At 44.4% G+C, this 21873-nt stretch carries 19 protein-coding genes; 6 read left to right on the top strand and 13 right to left on the bottom strand.

Annotated elements, in window-relative coordinates; genetic code table 11:
- Positions 1 to 19 precede the first annotated feature (19 nt).
- Genes G511_RS0100210 through G511_RS0100200 form a run of 3 tightly spaced genes read right to left on the bottom strand, consistent with a single transcriptional unit; the run spans position 20 to position 2643 of the window.
- The gene (locus G511_RS0100210) at positions 20 to 628 is read right to left on the bottom strand and encodes a YrbL family protein (protein WP_028467809.1); all 609 of its coding nucleotides are present in this window, start codon (positions 626 to 628) and stop codon (positions 20 to 22) included.
- A gap of 9 nt (positions 629 to 637) precedes the next feature.
- A complete protein-coding gene (locus G511_RS0100205) occupies positions 638 to 1753 on the bottom strand; it encodes a glycosyltransferase (RefSeq protein ID WP_028467808.1) in 1116 nt (371 codons plus the stop codon).
- Positions 1750 to 2643 carry a mitochondrial fission ELM1 family protein gene (locus G511_RS0100200; RefSeq protein WP_028467807.1) on the bottom strand — a complete coding sequence of 298 codons (894 nt, stop codon included), beginning with the start codon at positions 2641 to 2643 and terminating at the stop codon, positions 1750 to 1752. The genes G511_RS0100205 and G511_RS0100200 overlap by 4 nt, the downstream gene beginning before the upstream one ends.
- A 272-nt stretch (positions 2644 to 2915) precedes the next feature.
- On the opposite strand from G511_RS0100200, the gene G511_RS0100195 reads away from it, so the two are divergent.
- A complete protein-coding gene (locus G511_RS0100195; RefSeq protein ID WP_028467806.1) occupies positions 2916 to 3911 on the top strand; it encodes a branched-chain amino acid aminotransferase in 996 nt (331 codons plus the stop codon).
- 102 nt (positions 3912 to 4013) lie between these two features.
- Here G511_RS0100195 and glnE read toward each other — a convergent pair whose 3' ends face one another.
- Both glnE and G511_RS0100185 read right to left on the bottom strand, forming a co-directional pair.
- Positions 4014 to 6923 (bottom strand): bifunctional [glutamate--ammonia ligase]-adenylyl-L-tyrosine phosphorylase/[glutamate--ammonia-ligase] adenylyltransferase, encoded by a 2910-nt coding sequence (gene glnE / locus G511_RS0100190; RefSeq protein WP_028467805.1) that lies wholly within the window; start codon positions 6921 to 6923, stop codon positions 4014 to 4016.
- A gap of 145 nt (positions 6924 to 7068) precedes the next feature.
- Entirely contained in the window at positions 7069 to 7698 is a 630-nt protein-coding gene (locus tag G511_RS0100185; RefSeq protein ID WP_028467804.1) for a CYTH domain-containing protein, read from the bottom strand.
- A 231-nt stretch (positions 7699 to 7929) separates the two neighbouring features.
- On the opposite strand from G511_RS0100185, the gene G511_RS0100180 reads away from it, so the two are divergent.
- From G511_RS0100180 to argA, 4 genes are all read left to right on the top strand, one after another.
- Positions 7930 to 8610, top strand: coding sequence for a TIGR00153 family protein (locus tag G511_RS0100180; protein ID WP_028467803.1), 681 nt, complete (start codon positions 7930 to 7932; stop codon positions 8608 to 8610).
- Positions 8611 to 8632: 22 nt separating this feature from the next.
- Positions 8633 to 9898, top strand: coding sequence for an inorganic phosphate transporter (locus tag G511_RS0100175; RefSeq protein ID WP_028467802.1), 1266 nt, complete (start codon positions 8633 to 8635; stop codon positions 9896 to 9898).
- 85 nt (positions 9899 to 9983) lie between these two features.
- Positions 9984 to 11162, top strand: a complete 1179-nt coding sequence (gene argE / locus G511_RS0100170) for an acetylornithine deacetylase (RefSeq protein WP_028467801.1) — start codon at positions 9984 to 9986, stop codon at positions 11160 to 11162.
- The gene (gene argA, locus G511_RS0100165; RefSeq protein ID WP_245573788.1) at positions 11155 to 12492 is read left to right on the top strand and encodes an amino-acid N-acetyltransferase; all 1338 of its coding nucleotides are present in this window, start codon (positions 11155 to 11157) and stop codon (positions 12490 to 12492) included. Before argE ends, argA begins: the two co-directional genes overlap by 8 nt.
- Here argA and G511_RS0100160 read toward each other — a convergent pair whose 3' ends face one another.
- From G511_RS0100160 to G511_RS0100135, 6 genes are all read right to left on the bottom strand, one after another.
- Entirely contained in the window at positions 12493 to 13854 is a 1362-nt protein-coding gene (locus G511_RS0100160; protein WP_028467799.1) for an ATP-binding protein, read from the bottom strand.
- A 6-nt stretch (positions 13855 to 13860) separates the two neighbouring features.
- Positions 13861 to 14538, bottom strand: coding sequence for a response regulator transcription factor (locus G511_RS0100155; protein WP_028467798.1), 678 nt, complete (start codon positions 14536 to 14538; stop codon positions 13861 to 13863).
- Between the two features lie 15 nt (positions 14539 to 14553).
- The gene (locus G511_RS0100150; protein WP_028467797.1) at positions 14554 to 14832 is read right to left on the bottom strand and encodes a PepSY domain-containing protein; all 279 of its coding nucleotides are present in this window, start codon (positions 14830 to 14832) and stop codon (positions 14554 to 14556) included.
- Positions 14833 to 15088: 256 nt separating this feature from the next.
- On the bottom strand, positions 15089 to 15283 hold the full coding sequence (locus tag G511_RS0100145; RefSeq protein ID WP_028467796.1) for a YgaP family membrane protein: 195 nt from the start codon (positions 15281 to 15283) through the stop codon (positions 15089 to 15091).
- Positions 15284 to 15358: 75 nt separating this feature from the next.
- Positions 15359 to 16048 carry a Crp/Fnr family transcriptional regulator gene (locus tag G511_RS0100140; protein ID WP_156905124.1) on the bottom strand — a complete coding sequence of 230 codons (690 nt, stop codon included), beginning with the start codon at positions 16046 to 16048 and terminating at the stop codon, positions 15359 to 15361.
- Positions 16017 to 16283, bottom strand: coding sequence for a hypothetical protein (locus G511_RS0100135; protein ID WP_028467794.1), 267 nt, complete (start codon positions 16281 to 16283; stop codon positions 16017 to 16019). The genes G511_RS0100140 and G511_RS0100135 overlap by 32 nt, the downstream gene beginning before the upstream one ends.
- A 170-nt stretch (positions 16284 to 16453) precedes the next feature.
- Between G511_RS0100135 and ilvD the strand changes: the two genes are divergently transcribed.
- Complete coding sequence (ilvD, locus tag G511_RS0100130) at positions 16454 to 18298, top strand: dihydroxy-acid dehydratase (RefSeq protein ID WP_028467793.1); 1845 nt, start codon at positions 16454 to 16456, stop codon at positions 18296 to 18298.
- A gap of 60 nt (positions 18299 to 18358) precedes the next feature.
- Here ilvD and G511_RS0100125 read toward each other — a convergent pair whose 3' ends face one another.
- Positions 18359 to 19111 (bottom strand): sulfite exporter TauE/SafE family protein, encoded by a 753-nt coding sequence (locus tag G511_RS0100125; protein WP_036550775.1) that lies wholly within the window; start codon positions 19109 to 19111, stop codon positions 18359 to 18361.
- The gene (locus G511_RS21415; protein WP_051221341.1) at positions 19108 to 21813 is read right to left on the bottom strand and encodes a putative bifunctional diguanylate cyclase/phosphodiesterase; all 2706 of its coding nucleotides are present in this window, start codon (positions 21811 to 21813) and stop codon (positions 19108 to 19110) included. The genes G511_RS0100125 and G511_RS21415 overlap by 4 nt, the downstream gene beginning before the upstream one ends.
- Positions 21814 to 21873 lie beyond the last annotated feature (60 nt).

Here is a 21873-nt window from a genome sequence, read left to right as displayed (position 1 = left end):
ATAATAAAACGGTGCTTAATCACAGCATAATGCGTTTATACAACCTCTTAACCCTTCGCTTCATTTTTCGTTCTGCTAAAAGTGAAGACACATTACTTATTGGCAACACTGAGCGATCTTTTCGATACCCCTTAAGATCAATAAAACGCAGGGTTGGCTGCCCCTCATGAATCTGAACAAGGAAATTGTTAAGGTTAAAATCAAAAAAATAAAGTTTTTTTAAGAGTAAGGTTTGAAAGAAACGTTCCAGTTGTGGTTTTAACGTTTCAGGGGAAGCCTTAGTATCTCTCAAATAATCTCCCAAGGTTTTCGACAAATCATTATTATCATCTAGCACTTGTCGGCATGCTAAACCTAAGCCTTTATCGGTAATAACTAATTTTTCTTCATATTCAGGAATAAAGTCTTCTAAAGAAGACGCTAATTTTTTATATATTCGTAGTTCACGAGCATTTTCTGAAAAAAACGGAAACATACGGTGCACCAGACCACGCAGAAATAAACTCACCTTCCCGACTGCTGCAAATGTATGTCTGTTTTCAATTTTTATAAGCCAATCAGCGGCACTAGGGTGCTGATATATAGTACGTGTTCGCCCTAGGGCAAGTACTTTGGTTAGAATTATCATTGTCTAAAATTATGTTCTATCAGCTGGTTTTAGTAAATCACAATACAGAGCCAATGTTCTTTCCAACATCTCTTTTCGAGTAAACAGAGATGCATTCTCTGGCTTGAGCTTTTCTTTAATTATCTGTTCTGTTCGTAGTGCACACTCGCCAACATCTCCTTTAACTACAAGTCCAACAGGAAACAACGCAGCTAAAATCTCACCAACACCGCCATGACCATAGCCCACTGTTGCTGTACCGGTTCGCACTGATTCTAAAACCGTACGACCAAATGATTCAGGTTTACTCGATAGTGAAAAAACAACATTACTTATTGCATAAATATGATGAATGTCTGATCTTACCCCTGTGAAAAAGATATCATCTTCCAACCCGTCATCTTTTACTTTCGCATATAGCCCGTCAGCATAGCTTTTTCGTTTATTGTCTTCACCACCAACAATAAGACCACACACATTCAACCCAGATTGTTTCAAACTCGCCACTAGTTCAATGAAATCATGATGCCCCTTCAGTCGCGTTAAACGCCCAGGTAATGTCAAAATAACACTGTCTTTAGTGTGAGGGTACTGTTCATACCATGCCTCAAGCCATTGATCATCAGGCGATTGAGCATAAGGAAACTCATCATGATCGACACCTCGAAAAATGCGCACAACTTTGCTCATATCAGTCGCAGGGTAATTATCCGCAATATAACGCTGGACGGTATCAGATACAGCAATGACACTCTCACCCTTACACATAATGGCGCTATACCAAGATACTGAATACAAGCCGTGTACGGTTGTGACTAAATGCGGCCGCTCATTCGATGGCAGACCTCTCCACGCTAGCCACATAATCCAAGCAGGCATTCGTGAGCGCAGGTGCAAAATGTCTGCTTTCTCTTGGCGCAACCACTTTCTAACCGCCCAGATATGTCTCAATGTAGCTAATGACTTCCTGCCAAGATCCCAACAAACATGACGACTACCTAGCGACAGCAAACTTTCCACCATCGAGCCTCCAGCAGAGACAACAACGGACTCATGCCCTGCTTCAACCAGCGCCTGCGCCACCTCTAAGGTGCCTTTTTCAACACCACCGCCATTTAAATCAGGTAAGACCTGTATCACCTTCATAACCAACCCTTCTTTAAAATAAGCGCGGCACAGCGTTGAGCCTCAGCGAATGGCGTTAATACAATTTTTTTATCCAACAAAAGAGGCTGTCGCAAAGAACTAACCCTATTAGAAGCACGTAAACGTGCAAGACCATGATGCAAGCGCCCTTCACCATGATTGGCTAGCGTAATTAACCCCACATCACACCCTGCTGTTAACGCCTCATATACCATAGAGACACTGTCTTCCGTTACCCAGCAATGTTCTGTAACTGCTAACTCACTTGGCAACCAATTAAGCCCGGTCTCCTCATGAGGAATGAGTTTAATATTTAACTTACGCGCTTGTAGCTGAGTTAAGAAAGAACTAGGCGTTCTTCGTGACGTCGTTAGCGCCCAATCAAATTGAGGATACTTGGATAAAACAGACGACAGCTGATCTAAAACGCTCTGCTCATCCCAGCTAAAATGCTTAGAAGGTCCACCGATTAACAACAAACCTGTTCCCGCTTTTTTTTGTGCAGGAACTATTCGATTGAGTACGCCCCACGTTTCAATAACTCTGGGCTGTTCAGCAGGTTGGTCATGCTCAGGTATTAGGCACAAATCAAAATAACGCAAAGGTAAACTAGGCTTCATCAGAAGCACTTTTTTTGCGCCCAATAACCACCCATACACTAACATCGTTACATGCGTTCGATGTCCAGCAGCAATAACTACTTTAGCGGGAGGTAACGAATTCCTATTAAATAAATGACGTATCACAAGCCAACTGAGCGTACTAAAAGACTGCGGAGCACACAAACTGTAGCTAATATCCGGTCGCTGACGCTGTAAAGCCTCAACCAATCCTAGTGATTGATTTGAGTGCCCCGGCTTACCATCACTTACAATACAAATATCAGGCACATGCTTTCCACAATACTAGTTAGGATAAAATGAAGAAGCGTAGCCACAGCAATACCTCCAAACTTGCCTCATAATACAAGAGTCTTATCTAAACACCCACTGAGAGATCGTTATATTTTTAGCGCATAGAAGCAATTCCCTTTTGCGGCTGTGATGATTACAATCTAGAGATAAAGTTCTATAACAGCGCCGCGAATATCTCACGTCTAGACTTTGGCAACGCGGCAGCTAAATTATCTATTATTTTTTTTTGATTCTTTGGGGTAGTTTACATGGCAGCGTTCGGTACTGTTTTTATGCCTGAAATGGCAATCTCTTGGTTTGATGGTACAAGCTGGAGTTCTGCTGAAATGGTGTCCAGCGACAGCCTTCAGCTTCACCCGGGTGCGCATGTACTGCACTACTCAAGCACCTGCTTTGAAGGTTTAAAAGCATTTCGTCACGCCGATGGGTCCGTCAATATTTTTCGTATGGACCAAAACCTTGCACGCTTTGCGCAGAGCAGCCGCTTACTAAGCTTGCCTGCTATCAACACAAGCGCAACCGAGAAAATGATCTTAGATGCCGTGGCACGCTTTGCTAGCGATGTTCCTGAGCCCCCGGGGTCTATGTATATTCGTCCTACACATATCGGAACGGAGCCGGCTATCGGTAAAGCGGCAGCACCAACGCAGACATCTTGCCAATATATCTTACTATCACCCGTAGGTGATTACTTTTCAGGTGGCGATACAACACTACGCTTACTGTTAGAAGAAGATGGAATGCGTTGTGCTCCCCATATGGGCATGATTAAAAGCGGCGGAAACTATGCCAGTGCTTTGCACCCGATAACCAAAGCAAAACAAGAACTCCAAGCAGACCAAGTTCTATTCTGCCCAAATGGCGACGTTCAAGAAACGGGAGCTGCTAACTTCTTATTGATTGATGGTGATGAAGTCATCACCAAAGCATTAGATGAGAGCTTTTTACACGGCGTAACACGAGACTCCATTCTTACCATAGCTCGTGATATGGGAATGAAAGTTTCTGAGCGCGAACTGAGTGTTACAGAACTCTTAGAGCGCGCAGCTAAGCCTGGTTGTGAAGCAGCTCTTTCTGGTACAGCAGCGGTACTGACTTCAGTTGGCACTCTGCTCTACAAGGGTAACGAGTACAAGGTTGGTAACGGCGGCGTTGGCGCAACCACACTTAAACTACGCCAAGCACTGAACGACATACAATGGGGCAAAGCCGAAGACAAACATGGCTGGCTAACCCGCGTTTAAGCACCTCATACATTTAGCGCTCCATGCGCCATAAAAAGCCTGACGTAATCAACTCTATGCTAATTCCGTCAGGCTTTTTGCTACCCACTTTTAGCGTCTACTTTAAGACTCCATCACAGAGCCCCAAATTCGCGCTATCAAAGCACGGCAATCTTTCATATCACCTTCACTGATTACATTTGATTGCTCTTGCAGTGTTAACCGGTGCCCTGCAGCCCGATAAGCTTTATAAGCCTCACGCAACGCCTCTGCATCTTCAGCTGACAACAACTTAGTTTTCTCAACAGCATCTAATATACGGATATTATCAGTAAACTCGTATAATTCAGGATAATGCGGGGCATTGGCGAGCACTTGGTATTGCACGAGAAACTCTATATCAACAATACCACCGAGGTCTTGCTTCAGATTGAAAATACTCTTGGCTTGCGCCTCTTTAGCAGACGTTCCCAAATGAGCGCGCATCTTCTCTCGCATTTCTACTACCGCAGTTTTCAACTCTGCTGATTCGCGCTTCTGTTGTAAAATGGATGCTCTAACTTGTTCAAACTCTTCACCTAAACGTGAAGACCCTGCAACCACTCGCGCACGCACCAAAGCCTGGTGTTCCCATGTCCATGCTTCTCTTTGCTGATATTCGTCAAATGACTTAAGAGAACTTACTAGCAAACCGGAATTACCCGATGGACGTAGTCGCATATCGACTTCATATAGCTGACCACCCGCAGTAAAGGTATTAAGAATATGAATAATGCGTTGGCCTAAGCGGGTAAAGAAGACTGAGTTAGCAATTGATTTGTCGCCATCAGTAGATAAGTTTGAATCACTGTCATGAATAAATACCAAGTCAAGATCAGATCCATATGAAAGTTCAATCCCTCCTAGCTTCCCATAGCCAACAACAATAAAATCCAGTTCACAAGGAACACCTGCTTGCTTCATAGGTCGGCCATGCTTCTCAACCATGACGCGCCACGCAACATCCAAGACGCTTTCAAGAATAACCTCAGCCAACCAGGTGAGATAGTCACTTACCTTCATTAAAGGCAGAACACCGGTAATATCTGAAGCGGCGACACGTAACAAGTGCGCACTTTTAAAATACCTTAGAGCCTCCATCAGCTGCTCGGTATCCTCTTCAGGTATTCTCAATAACTGTTGGCGAAGCTCTGCACCCAACTGTTTTTTATCAGGTGGGGAATACAATGTGCGCGGGTCGATTAACTCATCGAGCAGCACGGGTTTCTTCGCTAACTGGTCAGCAAACCAAGCACTACTTGAGCACAGCTTAACTAACTGCTGCATAGCAGCAGGGTTTTCTGCCAATAGTACGAGATAAGCGGAACGGCGAAGGACTGACTGGATTAGCTGCAGAACTCTCGCTAGCGTTACCGTAGCATTATCAGCCTGAGCAATCATATCAAGCAATATCGGCAACACTAGTTTCAAACGATCAGCACCCGTTTGCTGCAGCATCTGTACTGTTCTAGAAGCTTTCAAATCCATTAACAATTTCAGTGCTCGGCTCGGATCATCAAAACCACTGTCAGTAATTACTTGAATCGCTTCTTCTTCGCAAAGCTGCTCGTTCCATAATGCCAACCACTCCGTTTTTTGTTGCGACTCAGCTTCGCCTTGCTCTTGTGCAGGTGCAATCACATCGGCGAAGTGCCGGCTTACGGCGGCTCGATGCTCCGTTAACGCGGCCTCAAAAGAAAGCCACTCATCAAACCCCATACTAAAAGCAAGGCGGGCCTGACCTAAATCATCACGAGGCAACTCTTGAGTTTGCTTATCAGCAACGGCCTGGATCGCATGCTCGGCATTACGCAAGAAGGTATAGGCATCCATTAATTCTTCTACAGCTTGTTCCGGCATCCCGACTAATTCAGGTAACAACGGCAATATATTACGTAATTCACGCTGTTGTAGCCGGCTATCCCTACCACCACGGATCAATTGAAACGCCTGAGCTATAAACTCAACTTCTCGGATACCTCCCGAGCCAAGTTTGACGTTATATTCCAAGCCTTTACGCCGGACTTCTCGGTTGATCATCTCTTTCATTTCACGCAGAGATTCAAATGCGCTGAAATCAATATATTTACGATAAACAAAAGGCCTGAGTTGCGCTAACAATTCAGCCCCTTTATCCATATCTCCAGCGACAACACGCGCTTTGATCATCGCGTAGCGCTCCCAATCGCGCCCTTGGTCTTGGTAGTAATGTTCCATCGCAGCAAAACTGCAGGCTAAAGGACTAGCCGAGCCAAAAGGACGCAAACGCATATCTACACGAAAAACAAAACCTTCAGCATTGAGAGTATCCAGAGCTTGTATCAGTTTTTGCCCTAACCGTACGAAAAAGTCCTGATTTGCCAAGGTTTTACGAGCGCCTTGTGTTTCGCCATTCATGGAAAAACAAAACATCAGATCAATATCTGAAGACAAATTAAGCTCATTAGCGCCCAATTTACCCATACCCAGAACCACCATTCTTTGCTGTTCTTTCTGGCCGCTCTCAGCAGACACCCCATAAGGTGTGCCCCAACGTTCGCACCCTTGCTCATAGAGCAAATCTAACGTGCCATCTATCATGGCATCTGCTAACCAACTAAGCTCTCTAGTGGTATCAACCATAGCAGCCTTACGCGTTAGGTCCCTCCAAATAAGCCGGACCATTTCTTTCTGTCGAAAGCGACGTAGCAAGCTCATCATTGCAGCTTCTGAATCAATTTTTGCTATCGTCACAGCTAAGCGCTTTACATATTCATCGCTCTGATAAGCTCGGTCCAACACACCGTCTTCTATTAACTCAGATAACATCTGCGGGTCTTTGACCAGTTGATCAACAACAAAATCACTCCCCATAACCACTTGGAGCAAATCTTTCGCAATAGAGCCAACCAGTAAGCCGACATTTTCTGCAAGAACATCCTCTAAACGCTCCCACTGTTTGTTAAGAAGCGCATGTAAAGATGAAGGGACAAGTGAGAAATCGGGTTGTTGCATAGAAAAACTCCATCTTTAACAAAAATATACCGCGAGCTTAGCAAACTCATACAACAATAAGGATGACCCTTATCATAAAGCCTACTACTAGAGACTATCGTAACAATATCTTTAGTTATTGAACTAATGCTATTGAGACAAAGGACTATAAAGCCTGACCATACAACTGGTAACCCCTTTGAGCTTTACTAATATCGCTGGGCTGTAACTCTGGAATTGCAGCCACCAATTCTGCCGTTATTGCTACCAATTGCTCAACACTGCCCTCTTTAAGCTCAAGCTCCAACTCACAGATTTTATCCACATAATTATCACCTGCCGCAGAGGTGTAGCTCACTTCACCTTGGTCAAGAGCAATTTCCACAAGCGTACCAGCCTGCTCGAGCATCCAGATTGAACGATCAAAATTAGTTTCAAAGATAACGTGCAGATCATTAGCCCACTCTTTTGATTGCTCAACCAATGGCCAGTCTGTTTCCATTAATAGTTCGAACTGTAATTCTGGTTTTTCTATTACCCATTCCCACTCAGCACGCTGATGCAGACCATTAACACTCTGGCCTTTTGTTTTCAAAGTCTGGATATAAGTGCCATCTTGCTCTCTAATCCTCAAAGCAACTTTATCAGCTGATAGCAGCAAATCCGGTGTATCAAAATACCAATTCAGTAACCGCTGCTTTTCTAATTGCTGAGCACCACTAGCGGTTAACAATGTTTTAACTTGAGCGATCGCATGATCAGGGAGCGTCAATTTACTCTCAGTCTCTATTGCCATTAAATGTTCCTCCATCCGTATTAATCGCCATTAATTCGAAAGCCATCGTTAATGTCAAAAAAGATACACTAAACCCCAGATTCTGGCAGCCCTAATGCAGTTCAAACATTTGTTCGACACTCATCAGTGATACGCTTCCATTTAAATTTAAGTTTTTATGTCATTATTACTACAAATTAATGACATCTCCTCGTATACTTCGCGCGAACTAAATCCTATACAGGTGAGGTCATGATCACCAATAACCCAATACTGCAAATGTTTGCTCGTTCACCGTTCAAACCGATGCAAGAACACATTGCAAAAGCACAAGCTTGTGCTGTTCAGTTACTTCCTTTTTTCGAAGCAGTGATAGCGGACGATTGGGAAGAAGCCAGAAAGATACAGCACACTATTGCTGTACTTGAAGGCGAAGCTGATGCTATGAAAAAGGATGTTCGCCAACACCTGCCTAACAACATTTTTCTTCCGGTTCCGCGTACCGATTTGCTTGAGCTGCTACGAATGCAGGACAAGATAGCCAATCGGGCTAAAGATATTTGCGGCATCATGCTCGGAAGAGAAATGCCAGTCCCTGAAGAAATCCAGGAACTTATGCTTGATTTTGTGCGCTCTGCGCTTGCAACATCTGAGCAAGCCCTTCAATCGCTGAATGAACTCGATGAACTTGTTAGTACAGGCTTCCGTGGCCGTGAAGTCGAAGTTGTCGAACGCATGCTCATTGAACTAGATGACTTAGAGCACATAAATGATGGATTTGAGCGTGAAATTCGCTCTCAGCTATTTGTTATCGAAAAACAGCTCCACCCTATCGATGCTATGTTTTTATACAAGGTAATTCGATGGATTGGAGATCTTGCAGATCGCGCGCAACAGGTAGGAAGCCGCTTGCAGCTTCTTCTTGCTCGTTAATTTTTAGCATATAGGCATAGATATGAATATTATTGCGCAATACGGCGATATCATCATCATTCTCGCATGCGTGTTTGGTTTCTTTATGGCATGGGGTGTTGGTGCAAACGATGTCGCCAATGCTATGGGCACATCTGTCGGCTCTAAAGCACTCACGCTAAAGCAAGCTATTTTAATCGCCATCCTTTTCGAATTCGCCGGTGCATACCTAGCCGGTGGTGCTGTAACAGCAACCATTCGAAAAGGTATCATTGACCCTGCGTTGCTCTCAGGCACTCCCGAACTCCTTGTCTTTGGTATGCTTTCAGCATTACTGGCGGCAGGTATATGGCTATTAATCGCAACACATTATGGCTGGCCCGTATCAACAACCCATTCTATTGTGGGCGCGATCGTAGGCTTTGCTGCTGTCGGTATCTCTGTTGATGCTGTTAACTGGGCTAAAGTTTCCAAAATTGTTGCCAGCTGGGTGGTATCCCCCCTTACGGCAGGCTTCTTTGCGTTCTTCCTATTTCGAAGCGTACAAAAGCTAATTTTGGATACAGAAGACCCTTTTAAAAATGCCAAACGCTACGTTCCTATGTATATCTTTATGGTTGGCTTTATCATCTCGATGGTAACCTTCACTAAAGGACTAAAGCATGTAGGCTTAGATCTATCCTTTACTAACAGCGCGCTTATTTCTGTTGGCGTAGGCATACTCACCATGTTTATTGGTATTGTTATGTTGCGAAAAGTGAAAGTAGATGTTGCAGCCGACCGCGATTATCACTTTGCTAGCGTAGAAAAAGTTTTCGCCGTGTTAATGATGTTTACCGCTTGCGCCATGGCTTTTGCTCACGGATCAAACGATGTTGCTAACGCTGTCGGACCGCTTGCCGCTATTGTTGGCGTTGTAGGTTCTGGAGGAGAGGTTGCACAAAAAACCGCGATGCCAGTATGGATTTTGCTGTTAGGAGGCGGAGGTATCGTTGCTGGACTCATCATGTATGGCCACAAGGTGATCGCCACTGTTGGTAATAACATTACAGAGCTAACACCGAGTCGCGGATTTGCCGCTACCTTAGCTGCGGCGACAACAGTCGTAGTTGCATCAGGTACTGGCCTACCTATTTCGACAACCCATACACTAGTCGGAGCAGTTTTAGGTGTCGGTCTAGCACGCGGCTTAGCTGCTTTGAACTTACGTGTAGTAGGTACAATTTTCGTCTCGTGGGTTATCACTCTTCCCGCAGGCGCCCTGCTAGCAATAATGTTCTTCTTTATGTTTAAAGGTATGTTTGTCTAATCTGATATATTCTCAGCATCAGTTGCACTCGACCTTCTAAAAAAAAGCCTGCACAATAGCTTAAAAACATGTGTAGGCTTTTTTCATGTCTCAACAAACTCCCAACCTTTTACAAATGCTAGGCCAGCTAATAGCGACACCGTCTATCAGTTCAACAACACCTGGCCGCGATATGAGCAACCTCTCTGTCATTACTTTATTGGCAGAATGGCTTGATAACCTCGGTTTTAAAACCGAAATAATGCCAGTCCCCGAAAATCCCGGAAAAGCTAACTTGATCGCCACACTAGGACAAGGCCCAGGAGGCTTAGTGCTTTCGGGTCATACAGACACGGTTCCTTGCAATGAAGAGCTCTGGCAGAGCAGCCCTTTCGCACTCACTGAACGAGATAACAGACTTTACGGCTTAGGCACCTGCGATATGAAAGGTTTTTTTCCCATTGCCATAGAAGCCGCCCGTCAATTTATTGAAACACCATTAGCTGCACCACTTATTATCCTAGCAACAGCCGATGAAGAGAGTTCAATGTCCGGTGCTCAAGCGTTAGTAGATGCAGGTAAGCCAAAGGCTCGCTACGCCATCATCGGAGAACCAACAGAGATGAGCCCCATCAGAATGCATAAAGGAATGATGATGGAAAGCATACGAATTACAGGAAACTCTGGGCACTCATCTGACCCCTCTTTAGGCGCAAATGCACTAGATGCAATGCATTCTGTGCTATCAGAATTAGTTAAGTACCGAACACACCTTCAACAAAACTATACAAACAGCGCTTTCAGTGTGAGTGTCCCTACCTTAAATCTGGGTTGTATTCATGGAGGAGATAACCCCAACCGCATCTGCGGTCAGTGCGAGCTGGAATATGATGTCCGCCCTCTGCCAGGCATGGACTTATCACTTGTACGAGAAGACATCAGCAAACGAGTAAGTCCTCTTGAGGATAAGTTTGGCGTCACAATAGACTGCCAACCACTCTTTTCAGGGATACCTTCATTTGAAACAAAGCAAAACGCGTCACTGGTGCAAATGGCTGAGCAATTCACGGGACATACAGCACAAGCTGTCGCCTTTGGCACAGAAGCGCCATTCCTGCAAGAACTGGGAATGGAAACTATCATCATGGGCCCAGGCAGTATTAAGCAAGCTCATCAACCAGATGAATTCCTAGCACTAGAGCAAATTAACCCCACTGTTGATATTCTTTCCAAGATGATTCAACGCTACTGTGTAGATGCCCACGAGGAACACCAAGGTGGCTGACGAGAGCATTCATTACGTCAATTGGTTTCGCCAATCAGCGCCTTACATCAATGCACACAGAGGAAAAACCTTTGTTCTGATGCTAGGTGGCGAAGCAATTACTGATAACAATTTTAACAATATTATTCATGATATTGCCCTGATGAACAGTTTGGGAATCCGCTTGGTATTAATCCATGGCGCACGCCCGCAAATTGAAGAGCGACTCAATGCCAACGGCTTAAGTACTCGCTTACATCACGACCTGCGCGTCACTGATAGCGCTGCACTTCAGTGCGTCATTGAGGAGATCGGCGTACTCAGGAGCATGGTAGAAGCAAAGCTATCAATGGGCTTAGTAAACACTCCCATGCACGGTGCCGAAATACGCGTATGCTCAGGAAACTTTATTACCGGCAGGCCCATTGGAATCTATGAAGGCGTAGACCTGTGCCATACTGGCGAAGTCCGTCGCATTGATCACAAAGGAATACGTGGGCAACTAGATCAAGGCAATATTGTCCTGTTATCCAATCTAGGTTATTCGCCTACAGGAGAAATATTTAACCTGCCGGTCGAAGAAGTCGCCTCGCAAACAGCGATTGCATTGAAAGCAGACAAACTGATCTTATTTGGCGCTGAGAAAGGCATTATTGATAGCCGCGGGGTATTGCGTAGTGAGCTACTGGCAAGAACCGCTGAGCGCTTTTTGCATCAATACCACTCACAGCTCGACAACCCTGAAACAGCCCATACTGAGTTGTCAAAATCACTACAAATGGCAACAGAGGCCTGTACTGGCGGCGTACCTCGCTGCCACTTAATCAGTTACAAAGACGATGGTGCATTACTCTCTGAGCTCTACACTCGAGATGGTGCAGGCACTATGATTATTCAAGAATCATACGAACAAGTAAGGGTAGCTAACATCGAAGATGTGGGTGGCATTATCGAGCTCATAAAACCTCTAGAAGAAGCAGGTGTACTCGTTCGCCGCTCAAGAGACTTACTAGAAGCTGAGGTAGGCCAATTTTTTGTTGTTGAGCGGGATGGCGCTATTATCGGCTGTGCTGCACTTTATTTGTTTCCAAAAGAGAAAATGGGAGAGCTTGCGTGTGTCGCTATCGCTAAAGCTTATCAAGGAGGAGATCGAGCACAGATGCTATTGAAAGCGATCGAAGATCAAGCACGTTCGCATCAAATAGAGACCTTATTCGTGCTGACCACAAGAACCGCTCACTGGTTTATCGAGCAAGGGTTTGCTGAGATACAAATGGCAACACTGCCCGGGAAAAAACAAGAGCGCTATAACTTTCAAAGAAACTCAAAAGTATTTAGTAAAATACTGTGATTAACCCGTAGGTAAAATAATCTTAAATCGCGCACCACCTAAAGACGATTCTCCTACCTCTAATTGACCGTCGTAGCTACTAAGAATATCAACAGCGACGGTCAAACCAATACCCTGACCGGGTGCCGCAGAGGTATCGACTCTAGCGCCTCGCTGTAAAATAACATGTCGCATATCTGGGGATACACCAGGCCCATCATCTTCAATGCTTAACTGTACCCACTCTGGCTCTTTTATCAACGAGATCCGAACGGCTGAGAGGCCATACTTGAAAGCATTTTCAAGCATATTGCCTAAAAGCTCCATCATGTCTCGCTCATCTGCTCCAAATAATGCGGTTTCATCAAGCAGTAAACTAACATCAACATTTTTCTCGCGATAGACTTTACTAAGGGCCGAAGAGATTCGCTTAATAATGGGAGCAAGCGGCGTCGCATGAGCAATGGTATTTGCCTGGCTTCTAACAGCACGCGCCAACTGATACTGCACAATTTGATCCATACGCCTGACCTGCTCATCCACGACATTGCGATACCCTTCGTAGAGCAACTGTTCGTTTCCAGCACCTCGAATAACGGCCAGAGGGGTTTTCAAGCTATGGGCCAAATCACCAAGCGTATTCCGGTAGCGCTCTCGCTGATTACGCTCACTATGTAACAAATGATTTAGGCTATCGGTCACACCCTGTACTTCTTCAGGGTAGTACCCCTCTAAACGCGTAGAGTAGCCGCGTTCAATATTATGCAGGTCATCAACTAACGCGCCTAACGGCTTCAACCCCCACCGAGTAATCAACGTCTGCAACATCAAAGCGAGCACAGTGACAGCAAACAACCACCCCCATAACTGGGTTCGGTATGCGTTTAGCTCTGCTGTTACTGCGGATCCGCTTTCCACAATAGAAAACAGATAGCGCCTAGCCATAACACCGTCATCCCATTGAAGAGGATACTGATAGAGGTACAGGTTTTCTTCTTTAAAGTATAGAAAGCGGGTTTCGCCAATACGTATTCTGGAAGCGACAATAGAGCCTTTTACTTTTGCACTCAGCTCATCGGTATTAGTCGATTTCCATTGAAGCAGACCAAGGTGTGTATGGATATATCCGTAGGTATCGCTACCCAAACGTAGTTGCTGCCCTTCACCAATGACCAACTTCCCATCCTGCATCTCTGCAGAACCTATCATCAAGTAAACTTGTAAGCGTAAACGTTTTTCTAAAGAAGCCTGCAAGCTATAGGCAAAAGAGTTCTGTAGTGCGTATCCTGCGACCCCAATAATCACAGGTAACAGAATAAAAGACGCGATTAACAATCGCGCTTTTAATGAACGAGAAGCTAGGCCAGCGCTGAGTTTCAACATTGAGTATTAAGAGGATGGAAGATCAAACCTGTATCCAAGGCCACGTACTGTCGTAATAGGCTGGAGTTTTTGCTCAGGATCGAGTTTTTGGCGTAAACGTCTGATAAATACTTCAAGTACATTACTATCCCTGTCAAAATCCTGATGGTAAAGATGCTCTGTTAATTCAGATTTCGAGACCGTTTTACCTGCATTCAGCATTAAGTATTCCAGCGTTCGATACTCATAACTGGTCAACTTAATTGGCTTGGAGTCGCACGACACAACGCGGCCCACAGTATCCAAACTTAAACTGCCAAACTCCAACACGGGTTTGGCATGGCCTGCGGCTCTTCGCAGCAGTGCATTCAAACGAGCCAATAACTCTTCCATATGGAATGGCTTCACGAGGAAGTCATCTGCACCCGCTTCCAAACCTTCAACTTTGTCTTGCCAATCACTACGCGCTGTCAGGATAAGAATAGGGAAATTACGTTCCTGCGCTCGCCATTGCTTTATCAGCTCAACTCCAGACAATGAAGGTAGCCCCAAATCAACGATAGCAAGGTCATAAGAAAACTCAGATCCCAAATAGAGGGCTTCTTGACCATCGGCCGTTTCTTCTACTGTATATCCGTTAGATTCCAACCCACTGACAAGCTGACGACGCAAATCTGCATCATCTTCTACCACCAACAGTTTCATTTAATGCTCCTGATTTTACGGGTGTAACAGAACGCCACTGGCTGCATCAACCAGCACCTCTTTTACATGTCCATTGTTAACCAAACGGATACGATATGCCACGCCAGATTCTAACGTGACCTTGTCTGCTTTTACCACTTTACCGCCATATGCCTTTTTAGCTATTTCAACAGCATCACTCAAGACGAGAACTTCTGAACTTGGTGCAGCCTTTGCTAAGTTAGCAAATACCATTAATAACACCACCAACCCCACCAGTCGCTTTAAAATTGAGCGATTTTGGGCATATAACATTATTTTTACCCTCTTGAGTTTAGCCGCTAAATATAACGAACGCAGTATTATTAGAAACAAATAGTAAATACTACAGCATTGTATCAAAACGTTGCTAAAACAAGACAATAAATCAGAGCATTAACATGAATATTGTCAGGACTTTACTGCAAACTAATATGACTCATTGAGCATGAACCATGGGTTAATAGCTAAACCAATAGACAGGAAAGCAACGGAGTACTTGGGCTACCTGCCTATTGGACATGGGTCAACCTTACTTGCTGCAAGATTTACAAGAGCTAAAACCAATGACTTTATAAATCGGACACCAGCCAAACAATGCTATAAGAATAAACGGAACACCAATCCAACCCCAAGCAGTTTGCGGACCTACAAACACTAGCGCTATTAAAACTAAGCCAACCAGAACTCGTAAAGCTTTATCTACCGATCCTATATTTTTTTCCATAATTGCATCTCCATCAGCATTAATTCAATTCGACTGAATTATTCATCTAACTGATGCTAATCACAGTGACAAAAGTCACATCAAGCGCTGCTCCTTCAAAAAACTATCCATTAACGAAGGTTCTAATATTATTATTTGCCCTCGCGATAACGCTAGCCAATGCTGCTGCTCCATTATTTTTAAGTGTCGGCTGATAACTTCTCTTGCCGTACCTAATGTATCGGCTATATCTTGGTGGGAAATAGATAAAACAAAACTTTTTTGGCTTGCTTTTAAGAGGTAGCGAGCCAAACGAGTTTCAATCCGTTCAAATGCGATTGACTGAACCAGCATCAACAAACCGCTAAGACGCTCAGAATACGATTCAAACACAAAGCGTCTAAAAGCGGTCGATTCCGACATCAAAAACGAAAAATCTTCGTCCTTAATTAATAAAATTCGCGCATCGTTCTCTACTACAGCCTCTGCAGGATAGGCATTACCCGCCAGTAAACATGACGTGGTTAATACGCAGGTCCCCATTTTTTCAATACGGTACATTTCTAACTCTCGGCCTTGAACAGAGCGACCAAAAACACGAATACACCCTTCAATGAGAATTATAAAGCCTTGACATGTATCCCCTTGGCGTAACAGAACAGCACCTTCCTCCATTGAGATTTTCTGAGCGTTACTAAGCCGCTGATACTCAATAGGATTCAAACCTTCAACGAAAGGAAGTGTATCTAACACATCAGTCATTTGATGCAGATTTACGCTGTTCACGCACCGCCAACATCACATAACGAATGTTGTAAGTAAAACCAACCAATAAGGCTAATGGAAGCGTCACAATAAACAACTTCCCAAAGGCTGGGTTAGCTAACAAATGCCCTAACCACAAGCTAGCAACGCTAATAATAGCTAAAGGGATACCTGCTTTCATCAATCTTTGCAGCCACTTATCAGATCGTATTTTTTGTTTACTGATGGGCGTTTTCTTGGAGGAGCCATTAGACATGCTAGATCTCAACTTCATTACTATTGTTAGCAAACTATCTCAGCTTTGCCTGCCTATTTAAACCCAGTATTGCCTTTATTTAAAATCAAAGAGTGTGAATTCTTCATCAGGCAGAGTTTCTGGTATAATTGCTGGTCATTATAAATAACAACTGACAGAGAGATTATTTCATGCCCGTTTATCGCTCTAAAACTTCTACAGCTGGCCGTAATATGGCAGGTGCCCGCGCTTTATGGCGTGCCACTGGTATGAAAGATGACGATTTCCATAAGCCAATCATTGCGATTGCTAACTCATTTACCCAGTTTGTACCTGGCCATGTCCATCTGAAAGATATGGGACAACTGGTTGCACGTGAAATCGAAAAAGCAGGTGGCGTTGCCAAAGAATTCAACACTATAGCTGTTGATGATGGCATCGCAATGGGCCACGACGGTATGCTGTACTCATTACCATCACGCGATATTATTGCCGACTCAGTCGAGTATATGGTTAATGCTCATTGTGCCGATGCACTGGTGTGTATTTCCAACTGTGACAAAATCACACCAGGAATGCTTATGGCCGGAATGCGCCTCAACATCCCTGTTATTTTTGTTTCCGGCGGCCCGATGGAAGCCGGTAAAACTAAGCTTTCCGAGCACAAACTAGATCTTGTAGATGCTATGGTCATCGCCGTTGATGACACCGCCTCTGATGAGAAGGTTGCGGAATACGAGCGTTCAGCCTGCCCTACCTGTGGCTCATGCTCTGGCATGTTTACCGCCAACTCCATGAACTGCCTGACAGAAGCATTGGGCCTATCACTACCTGGCAACGGAACAATGCTAGCAACTCACAGTGATCGTCGCCGTCTTTTTGAAGAGGCTGGCGAGCGCATTGTGGATCTTGCAAAACGTTATTACGAACAGGATGATGAATCCGTTCTGCCACGCAACATTGGTAATTTCAAAGCCTTTGAAAATGCGATGACCTTAGACATCTCTATGGGTGGCTCAACGAACACTATCCTACATTTACTCGCCATTGCACAAGAAGCAGAAATAGACTTCACGATGGACGATATCGATCGCCTATCTCATACTGTTCCACAACTGTGTAAAGTGGCACCTAACTCACCTCTTTACCATGTAGAAGATGTGCATCGTGCAGGCGGAATTTTCGCCATACTAGGCGAATTAGCACGTGCTGGAAAGCTCCATACCGACCTACCAACCGTACACAGCACAACAATGCTTGAAGGCTTGGAAAAGTGGGACATCATGCGTAGCCCGACACCTGAAGTTATTGAATTTTTCAAAGCAGGCCCTGCAGGAATACCTACACAGACAGCATTTAGCCAATCTACACGCTGGCCAACACTGGACGGTGATCGCGAAAACGGGTGCATTCACTCTATTGAGCACGCTTTTTCTTTGGAAGGTGGACTTGCTGTATTGACGGGTAATATTGCTCTAGATGGCTGCGTAGTCAAAACGGCAGGTGTAGATGATTCTATTCTAGTATTTGAAGGCTCTGCACACGTAACCGAATCACAAGATGAAGCCGTCGCTAATATTCTCGCGGATAAGGTAAAAGCTGGCGATATCATTATTGTTCGCTACGAAGGACCTAAAGGCGGCCCAGGCATGCAAGAGATGCTTTACCCAACCTCTTACATCAAATCAAAAGGTTTAGGTAAAGAGTGCGCACTCCTAACTGACGGCCGCTTTTCCGGTGGAACATCTGGTCTTTCAATTGGCCACGTATCACCAGAAGCTGCAGCCGGTGGCGCTATTGGTTTAGTAGAAAATGGCGATAAGATTCGTATCGACATTCCTAACCGCACAATTAACTTGCTTGTATCTGATGAAGAGCTAGCAAGCCGTCGTGCAGCAATGGATGCTAAAGGTAAAGATGGCTGGAAACCTGTTGAAGCCCGCCCACGTAAAGTATCGGCAGCGCTTAAAGCCTATGCATTACTGGCAACATCAGCAGATAAAGGCGCCGTTCGCGATTTAAGTATGCTTGACTAACCACTCTTCATAATTAAAAACCCGCACATGTGCGGGTTTTTTTTGTGTAACCGTTTACCACTAACCAGAAAAAAACACCTGCCAACATAGGCGCAATGCCAATAGCGTAACGACCCAACGAAAGAGTTGTTTAAAAACATCTGCAGATAAGGACTTCAATAAATGTAAACCCACCCATGTCCCCAGAGCGCCACTGGCAATCATCAATAGGATCACTAATAACCAATCCTGAAAAACGAACCCAACACTAATGAAGACCATCGCTTTTAACAGGTGTTGAAATGACATACAGGCAGCAAAGGTTGCTACCGTGGGCAATTTACCCATATTCTGGCGATGTACAAACGCGGCCACTAAAGGCCCTGTAGCTCCAACAAAAGCAGAAATAATAGTCGTCACAGCACCGGCGAAAACTAATTTGCTATTTGAAAGAATCAGCGCTTTGGGTTTTGGCCCCCAAACAAGAAACAGAATAAAGAATGCGACACACAAACGGATCATATCCAAAGGCAACTGCACAACAATCCACACAGAAATAGCAGCGCCTAATACAGCCCCAAGAATAAACAAACGGCTCATCTGCCAATCTATATGTTGTCGAGTCATATAAGCTCGATTCCCATTTGAACCCAGCTGCACCAAACCATGTACGGGAATCAATGCTTGAACAGGAATCATTTGAGCCATAATGGCCAATAATAAAACACCACCACCAATACCAACAGCGGCTGTCATCATCGATGTAAAAGCACTCATACTAACAAGAATAATCATATCCAAATGACTTAACCCATCGGGCAACCATGTCGTCATTTAGCTTCCTGGTTTGTTAACAGTCCCATCAATTTTGATAATTCAATTGGGCGACTAAACAAGTATCCCTGGCCTATATCGCAGTGATGTTCCTCAAGAAATACCTGCTGCACCTGCGTTTCAATGCCTTCTGCGACAACAATCATACCTAGTCGATGCGCCATAGAAATCATCGCTGCCGTTATCTCCATATCATCCAAATGGTCTGGGATATCTTTGATAAATTCTCGGTCCACTTTCAACACATTAATAGGTAGCGTCTTCAAATAATTAAACGATGAATAACCAATACCAAAATCATCAATGGCAATAGTGATTCCTAACGCTTGTAACTCTTTTAATGTTTCTATTGCTAAGCCAATATCATGCATTAAAAGAGATTCCGTAATTTCTAACTCCAAACGTGCTGGGTCAACGTCATATTCTAGCAACATCTGACGAATCATCGTCAGCAGGTTCGGATCACGAAACTGACGTGATGATAAATTGATGGCCACTTTAATATGTGACATTTGATGAAGCGCTAGATGCTTCAAAGTTTTACATGCCGTTTTAAGCACCCAACGCCCTAACGGCACTATAAATCCAGTTTCTTCAGCAACTGAAATGAAGCGCTGCGGAGAAACAATACCTAACTCAGGGTGATCCCAGCGAACCAACGCTTCTACGCCGATAATATTTCCCGTTTTGAGGCTCACTTGCGGCTGATACTCAAGTATAAAGCTATTCGTTTCTAGGGCTTTTGGCATCTCTCTTGAAAAACGAATATAGGCTTGCAGCTGGTCATGTAGACTTTCAGTGAAGAAACGATACTGATTTCGCCCCATCTCCTTGGCTTGATACATGGCCAGATCAGCATGCTTTAAAAGCGCTTCTGGCGTGTTTCCATCCTTAGGTAGCCACGCCAAACCAAGGCTCGTACTAATCTGTAATTCATGCTCGTTGATATAAAATGGCCGGGAAATTTCATTCAAAATGCTCTGTGCCACCACTTCAATATGCTCTACGTCTAGCACCGGATTAATGAGTATTGCGAACTCATCTCCACCCAACCGGGCAGCTATATCTCCATCCTGAAGGGCCCCTACCAAGCGCTGCGCGACTTCTATTAATAGCCGATCACCTGCACTATGGCCCTGAGTATCATTAACGGTTTTGAAAAAATCTAAATCTAAGAGCATAACAACAGAGGGATGCTCAATCACATCCTGCTCAAACAAACGCGATAATTCACTAAAGAAAAAACGCCGATTAGGTAAGCCCGTAAGTTCATCATATAAAGCTAGGCGCTCCATTCGAGCATGCGCATCTTTAAGCTCTGTTACATCTTCGCAGACGATAACAAAGTGAGTTAACTCACCGTACTCATTATTGATTGGAGAAATGGAAACAAGGGACCAAAAAGTGCTGCTGTCTTTCTTTCTCCCTCGAAGTTCTCCGCGCCAATGCCGACCTGATAACAAAGATTGCCAGAGTGCTTCATAACAATCAGGCTTCATCAGTTTTCTGCTCAGTAGCTCTGGCTGCTGCCCAACAACATCGGATAATAAATAACCCGTTGTCTCTGTATATTTAGGGTTCACATACTCAATAGCACCAATAACATCAGTGATCAACACACTCGATCCACTATGTGTAATTGCACTGGAGAGCTTTTTCAATGACGCTTCTATACTCTTATGCTCAGTAATATCCTGACATGTACCGCAAATTCGACTCACTTGCCCTTGGTTATCCAACACGACAGAGCTGAGCAGCTGGATATGACGATATTCACCGGACGAAGCAGAGACACGAAAGCACAACTCTACTGACTGGGCATCATCTCGCATCTTGCGTAATTTTTTAACTACTTCACTACGATCAGCGGGGTGCACACCCGAAATAAAACTCTCTAGGTTTAATTGCTGATGATCTTTGATCAACAAAATAGAAGTAAGGCTATCTGAATACCAAAAGCGTTCTTCTTTTAAAATCCACTCCCAGCAGCCCAAACGAGCGATATCAAGTGCTTTATTTAAACGCTCTTCATCGATAAGGGACTGCTTTGCCGTAGATTCAAATACTGAGCACTTCTTTGTAATTGCATGGCACATCTTGGTGAGGGAGCCTATTAGGGGCTCTAATAGTACTCCTCTTACATGACTGTCCTCCAAAGCTGTAATATTATTGCTCGCAACTACCTCATCAACCTCACGAATCAACTGCTTTAACGGTTTGAACAGCATCTGCCGCTGTAACAAAGTAAATAAAACAGAAAGAACGATTCCCCAAAGTAAGATTGCCATCTCAAACCTGCGCATAGGTTCCTTCGCTTGTAAAAGTACAGCGCTTGAGTCAACCCAAGCCCCCACTATTAACTGGCTATTTTCAACAGGGTAGCTGATGAAACGCGCTCCGCTAGCATACTCAGTCGGAGGTATTAATTGTGTTTCATTAGTATGGGGCGAGATTAGGAAGATTTTACGCCAGCTTATATCCTCGCCCGCATCAATATTTAAGGAAGGCAGCCACTGTTGACTGGTACTGGGAGACAACTTAAGCGCTTCACCGGCCAAATGTATAGAGCGGCTAACTTCAGCTACTCGCGCGTCTAATATCTTACTGGACACGCCAGGCAACCATACCAACTCAATCAGCAGAATGAGAACGACCACTAGCATAGAGACCGGCGACAACAGCACAGCTGTGAATAGCTTCACCTGCTGATCCCCTTTTTTTATTATCTAATTGAAACGATGAATTCTAACAAAAGATGCATG

The organism is Neptunomonas japonica DSM 18939 (assembly GCF_000422765.1).
Classification (GTDB): Bacteria; Pseudomonadota; Gammaproteobacteria; order Pseudomonadales; family Balneatricaceae; genus Neptunomonas; species Neptunomonas japonica.
This window is presented reverse-complemented; position numbering and strand designations above follow the sequence as displayed.